Source organism: Sutterella parvirubra YIT 11816, from assembly GCF_000250875.1.
Taxonomy (GTDB): Bacteria; Pseudomonadota; Gammaproteobacteria; order Burkholderiales; family Burkholderiaceae_F; genus Sutterella; species Sutterella parvirubra.
Genome location: NZ_JH604995.1, coordinates 15865 through 21167 on the forward strand (window position 1 = coordinate 15865; position 5303 = coordinate 21167).

General features: G+C 65.1%; 5 protein-coding genes. 3 read left to right on the forward strand and 2 right to left on the reverse strand.

Going from position 1 to position 5303, the window contains the following annotated elements:
- The 3 genes from HMPREF9440_RS07375 to HMPREF9440_RS10720 form a co-directional block, all read left to right on the forward strand.
- A partial coding sequence (locus HMPREF9440_RS07375; RefSeq protein WP_008542936.1) for a phosphotransferase occupies positions 1 to 825 on the forward strand: 825 nt, incomplete at its 5' end.
- A 5-nt stretch (positions 826 to 830) separates the two neighbouring features.
- Positions 831 to 1757, forward strand: a complete 927-nt coding sequence (locus tag HMPREF9440_RS07380) for a DMT family transporter (RefSeq protein WP_008542938.1) — start codon at positions 831 to 833, stop codon at positions 1755 to 1757.
- Complete coding sequence (locus tag HMPREF9440_RS10720) at positions 1747 to 2472, forward strand: LicD family protein (protein WP_008542940.1); 726 nt, start codon at positions 1747 to 1749, stop codon at positions 2470 to 2472. The genes HMPREF9440_RS07380 and HMPREF9440_RS10720 overlap by 11 nt, the downstream gene beginning before the upstream one ends.
- Positions 2473 to 2554: 82 nt before the next feature.
- On the opposite strand, the gene HMPREF9440_RS07390 is transcribed toward HMPREF9440_RS10720, so the two are convergent.
- On the reverse strand, positions 2555 to 3763 hold the full coding sequence (locus HMPREF9440_RS07390; RefSeq protein WP_008542942.1) for a hypothetical protein: 1209 nt from the start codon (positions 3761 to 3763) through the stop codon (positions 2555 to 2557).
- Positions 3764 to 3972: 209 nt separating this feature from the next.
- Positions 3973 to 5303 (reverse strand): FAD-binding oxidoreductase (locus HMPREF9440_RS07395; protein WP_040764692.1); only part of this gene is annotated, 1331 nt, incomplete at its 5' end.

The window sequence follows — 5303 nt, forward strand, 5'->3', positions numbered from 1 at the left end:
GACGCTCTCCGTGCGGGCGTGATGACCCCTGAGGAGGTGGCCGTCGTCTGCAGCGAGCGCCCGCCCGAGCGCCTTGAGAGTCTCAGCAACGACACGTTCCTCGTCGTGGTAGACGGCGAAGAGCAGGTGCTGCGCGTCCCCAACGTCCGCGTGGACGGCCTGATCGACCGCACGGTGGAGGCGCGCGTCTTGGCGCTTCTGCGTGATTTTCCGCACGCAGTGCCCGCAACCTTCTACGCGGGCGGCCTCAAGGTCTCGCCCTTCCGTCGGCAATGCCGGCTTCTCTCCGAAAGCGGGGATTTCGAAGCCGATGTCGGTCGCCTCATGACCGTGTTGGCGAAGCTTCATGCCGTTCCCGTCCCGCCGGATGCCGGACTCCCCAAGTTCTCGGTGCGGGACGAAGTGCTCCGCTACGAGGCTTCCGCCCGCGTGAGTCTCCTGGACGACGAAGAGCACGACGAGATCCTTGCCTGGGCCGAGGAGATGGACCGTGATCCCAAGGTGCTTTGTCATCGTGATCTCGTGCCGGAGAACGTTCTGATGACGCCGGACAGCGTGGAGCTGATCGACTTCGAATATGCGGCCGTCACCTCTCCCTACTGGGATTTGGCGAGTTTTCTGACGGAGAATCCCGGCAACGAGCGGTTCCAGATGGAGTGTCTCCGACGGTACGGAGACGTCAACCCCATCCGCGTCGAGCGCGCGAAGGCAGTGGTTTCCTACGTCTGGGCGCTTTGGGGCTTTCACCGGCGCACGATGGCCTACGGCCGGAAGCGCCTCGCCGATTTCGACCGCTTCCGGATGCTTGGCCGCCGTCAGGCGTGAATCCCATGCATCGTCTGCGCGGCATCATCATCGGCCTTCTCTCGGGGCTCCTTTGGGCGGCATCCGGTTTGGCGTTGGGCTATGCGATGGAGCCCGCCTCAAGCGTTGCTTGGGCGGACGGACTCACGCTGGCCTTGGGGGCCGCCCTGGCGCATGACGCCTCGGCGGCCGTCACCGTGACCGCCGTACTCGGCGTGACGAAGGGGATTCTTCCCACGACGGGACTCCCGAAGGGGGCGATACGGGGTTTGGGTGTCGGCGCCTTGGCCGGAAGCGTCATCGGCACGCTCTGCTATGCGGGTGCCGTGATGCTTGCGGGGACGGCCGCCGCACTCGCCGCGACGGCGGCCTATCCGGTCGTGGCGGCTCTCTTGGCGATGGTGATTCTGCGTGAGCGCCATGCCCCACGCGCGTGGTGGGGCGTGGGCGCCGCGGCGCTGGGGTTCGTGTTCTTGGGACTCGGCACCGATGCGGGCGTTACGCCCCACATGAAGTTGGGGCTTCTTCTGGCACTCGGCTGCGTGTTCGGGTGGAGTTTTGAAGGTGCGATGGCCTCGAAGGCGATGCGCGCGGCGCCCTCGCTTCAGGCGATCGCGGTGCGGGAGACGGTGAGCGCCGCCCTCTTGGCAGGACTTCTCGTTTTGGTTCTCCCATGGGGAGGCGGTTTGACGTTGGATTGGGGTTGGGCGCTCGCCGCCGGCTGCTTCGGCGGCGTGTCCTACTGGGCTTGGTATGAGGCGATGCGGTGCCTCGGTATGGCCCGGGGCGTCGCGCTCAACATCACGTATGCCGCGTGGAGCGTGCTTTGGGGCATGCTCGGGCTCTGCGCCCCCTTGGAGGGGATGCTCCCCCTCGTCGGCGCCGCATTGGTTTTGGTGGGCGGGTTGCTCGCCGCGTTTTCGGAGAGAGGAGGAAGAAAACGTGCTTTCTGATGAGGACTTGAGGAAGCTGCAGCACGCGCTCGCAGACATGCTCAAGGTGTTCGACGGCTTCTGCCGCGAGCACAACATCAACTATGTCCTGGCCGGCGGCACGCTGTTGGGAGCCGTCCGTCATCAAGGCTTCATTCCGTGGGACGACGACGTCGACCTCATCATGCTCCCGGAGGAGTTTGAGAAGTTCAATGCGGTGCGGCATCTGCTCCCCGCGCCCTTCGTCGCGAAGGACCTGCCGGGGACCGGCATCACCAAGGTTTTTGACGTCTCGCGAAAGTTGGAGACCGGTACGGACGGTTTGGGGCATCCGTTTTTGGACATCTTCCCCATGAGGGCGGCGTCTCCTGGAGAAGTTTTGCTGACCCCTCTGCGCAAACGGGTGAGGGGGCGGCATGCCTTCCCTCGTTGGCATCCGGGCTATTGGTTTTGGAGTCTCGTCCGAAACCCCGTTCGCTGGCTTTGGCGTCGCAGGAAGACATGCAGTCCTGTCGACGGCTTCCATCTCATCTACGAGTCGGAATCGTTCGCCAACTGGACGATCCGTCCTGAACAGTTGAAGGCTGTTCGCCGTGAGGAGGTGAGGTTTGAAGGGGAGTGTTATCCGGTGCCGGCCGACACGGAGGGGTACCTGCGGATCGAATACGGCGACGACTTCATGACACCGCACCCGCCGGAGCTCCGTCACTACCACATCAAGGCGATCCACTTCTGAGTCGCCGACCCCATTTCAAACGAGAACGGGGACGCCCATGCCGGTCGTCCCCGTCGTTCTCTGAAGCTTCAGCCGTTCAGCCTCACTTGTTCTTCGGCTGCGGGCGCTTCTGCTTGGCTTCCCAAGCCTCGCGCTTCTCTTCGGTCGCTTTGAGCGCGGCCTCGATCGCCTCCGCGGCCTTCCGGTTGAAGCGCCACTGGTAGTCGGTGATGGGCTTCCCGGCCAACCACAGGCGCGCCGGCACCAACTTCGTCTTCTTCCCGGCCTTCTCCTGCGCCAGAGCGACCCTCAGCGCATCCCGGTGCGCCTTCGCGACCCCGTAGTCCTCGGGGTTGAGGTGCTCGGGGAAGGTGAAGGAAATCGTGCGGGTGCCGTTCACCCAGCGGAGGTTCCAGTCGGCTTCGCCGATCGAACGCTCCTTTTCCTTCGCGCAGAAGAGCGTCCCCTTCTTCACTTCGTAGAGTTCGACCTCGCCCTTCTGGGCCGCCTCAACGGTCTTCCCCTTCTGCTTCACGGTCTTCTTCTGAATCGGCTCGTCAAAGCGCAGTCCGATGGGTTCCGAGCGCTTCCCCGGGATGTAGCGGAGGCAGTACGGAATCTCTTTGGTGAAGCGCTGCGAGAAGGCTTCGATCGTCTCAGAGCCGCTAAATGCCTGTTTCGTCGGGACGATCACCTCGTCTTTGGGCGTCGTCAACACCGCGCGGTAGCCCACCGACCCCTGCGGGAAGACGTAGCGCTCGCCGATGAAGTATCCGGCCGGGGTGGAGCGGCCGCTCCTCGTCACGAGGTAGTAGCCGATCGGGAGCCCCGAGAGGTCGTAGGCTTCGAGCTTCAGGCGCAGCGTCAGCGTCTCCTTCGAGTTCTTCTCGTTCCGGAAGTGCAGGATCACGTCGCCGTTCTTCTCGACCGAGACGGATTCGGCGGCTTGCGGATCCAGCGCACGGCCGTTCCGGAGAATCGCGGCGGCGCCGGACCCCCACGTGAAGCCGTGGGAGGCGCCGCGGCGGAATTCCTCTTCGACGGGCCAACGGCCGTTGGTGGCGATGGACTCAGAGACGAAGAATCGCGAGGGCGCGGCGTTGTCGAAGTAGTAGAGGCCGTCGCCGCGAAGCGCCTGGAAGGTGGCGACCGACATCGGGACCGGCTTGTCGGGCTGCTTTGCCTTGCCCGTCTGAGCCTTCGCCTGAACCGTCTCGATGGGCGCCGGATCGACGACGTTCCCCGCACAGCCGGTGAGGAGAAGCCCCGCCGACGTGAGGGCGAGGAGCGTGCGGAGCGTATGAGGTTTCATCGTGTAGGCCTCTTGGGGGGATGAGTCTGAAATCACCTCATCCTACACGTCGCGGGCAGGAAAAAACACCATCCGTAGGAGTCATTTACGAATCGGCCGGTCGGCGTCGAAACGGGGTGAAAAATGCGCGAAGGCGAATGATCGGATGGACGGGTGGATGCAAGAGGCCCGCCCAGAGAAGGGCCTTGGGTTCCAACCTTCCGGGGCGGTCAGAACCCTTCCGTCCTCACGACGCGCCCGGGGTTCAGGCGCCCCTCGGGGTCCAAAGCGCGCTTCACCGTCCGCATGAGGTCCAACTCCACCGGGTCCTTAGTGCGCTCCAATTCCAAGGTCTTCATCGCGCCCACGCCGTGTTCGGCGGCGATCGAGCCGCCCGCCGCCAAGACGTGGTCGTGAACGATGCGGTGGATCTCGTCTTCAAAAGCGAAGATCGCCTTCGTGAGGGAACCCGCCACCGCCCCCACGTTGAAGTGAAGGTTCCCGTCGCCGTAGTGCCCGAAGATGCTGGGTTCCGACATCGGCACCGCGGCGCGGAGCGCCGCCGTCGTCCTCTCGATTACCTCCACCATGCGGGATCTCGGCACCGAGACGTCGTGCTTGACGTTTCCGCCCTGGCGCTTCACCGCGCCGGGGATCCCCTCGCGGATCGCCCAGAGGGCGTCCGCCTGGTCTTCGCTCTGCGAGACCGCGCCGTCGGTGATGAGGCCGGCGTCCATGAGCTCACCCAGCATGTCGGTCAAGCGCTCGTTCGCGGCGTCGGCATCGTCCGCACGCATGTGGGAGATTTCGGCCAGAACCTGCCAGTCGGCGGGGTCGGTGGGCGGCGTGAAGCCCCGCACGGTGATGGCGCTCACGAGCGGGCTTCTCCCGATCAGCTCGAACGCGGTGAGCGTGGGGCCGGCCTCGCGCTCCAGTGCGGTGAAGAGCCCTTCGACGGCCTTCAAGTCGGCGAGCGTGAGCCAAAGCACGGTCCTCGACTGCGGACGGGGTTCGAGTTTCACCACGGCTTCCGTGATGATGCCGAGGGTTCCCTCCGACCCGATGAAGAGTTGCTTCAGGTCGTAGCCCGCGTTGTCCTTTCTGAGTGATCGGGTGAGATCCAACACCCGGCCGTCCGCCAACACGACTTTGAGTCCCAACGTCAGCGCGCGGGTGTTCCCGTAGCGGAGCACGTGCACGCCTCCGGCGTTCGTCGCCAGGACGCCGCCCATCTGGGCGCTTCCTTCCGCGGCGAACGACAAGGGAAAGAGCCGGTCGGCTTCTTTGGCCGCCTCCGCGAGCTTCGCCAGCACCACTCCGGCCTCGACGTGGGCGGTGTTGTTGACCGGGTCGATGGCAAGGATGCGGTTCATGCGGGCGGTCTGGAGGACGACCGTGCGGCGGTTCAGGTCGTCGGGCCACCCGGGGGATGGCGTCGCCCCCTCGACGTTCGAGGTGTTGCCGCCCTGGGCGATGACGACGAGGTTCTCTTCCCGGGCGATCCGCATCACTCGGGCGACCTCTTCGGTCGACCCGGGGCGCAGCACCGCAAGGCACGTGC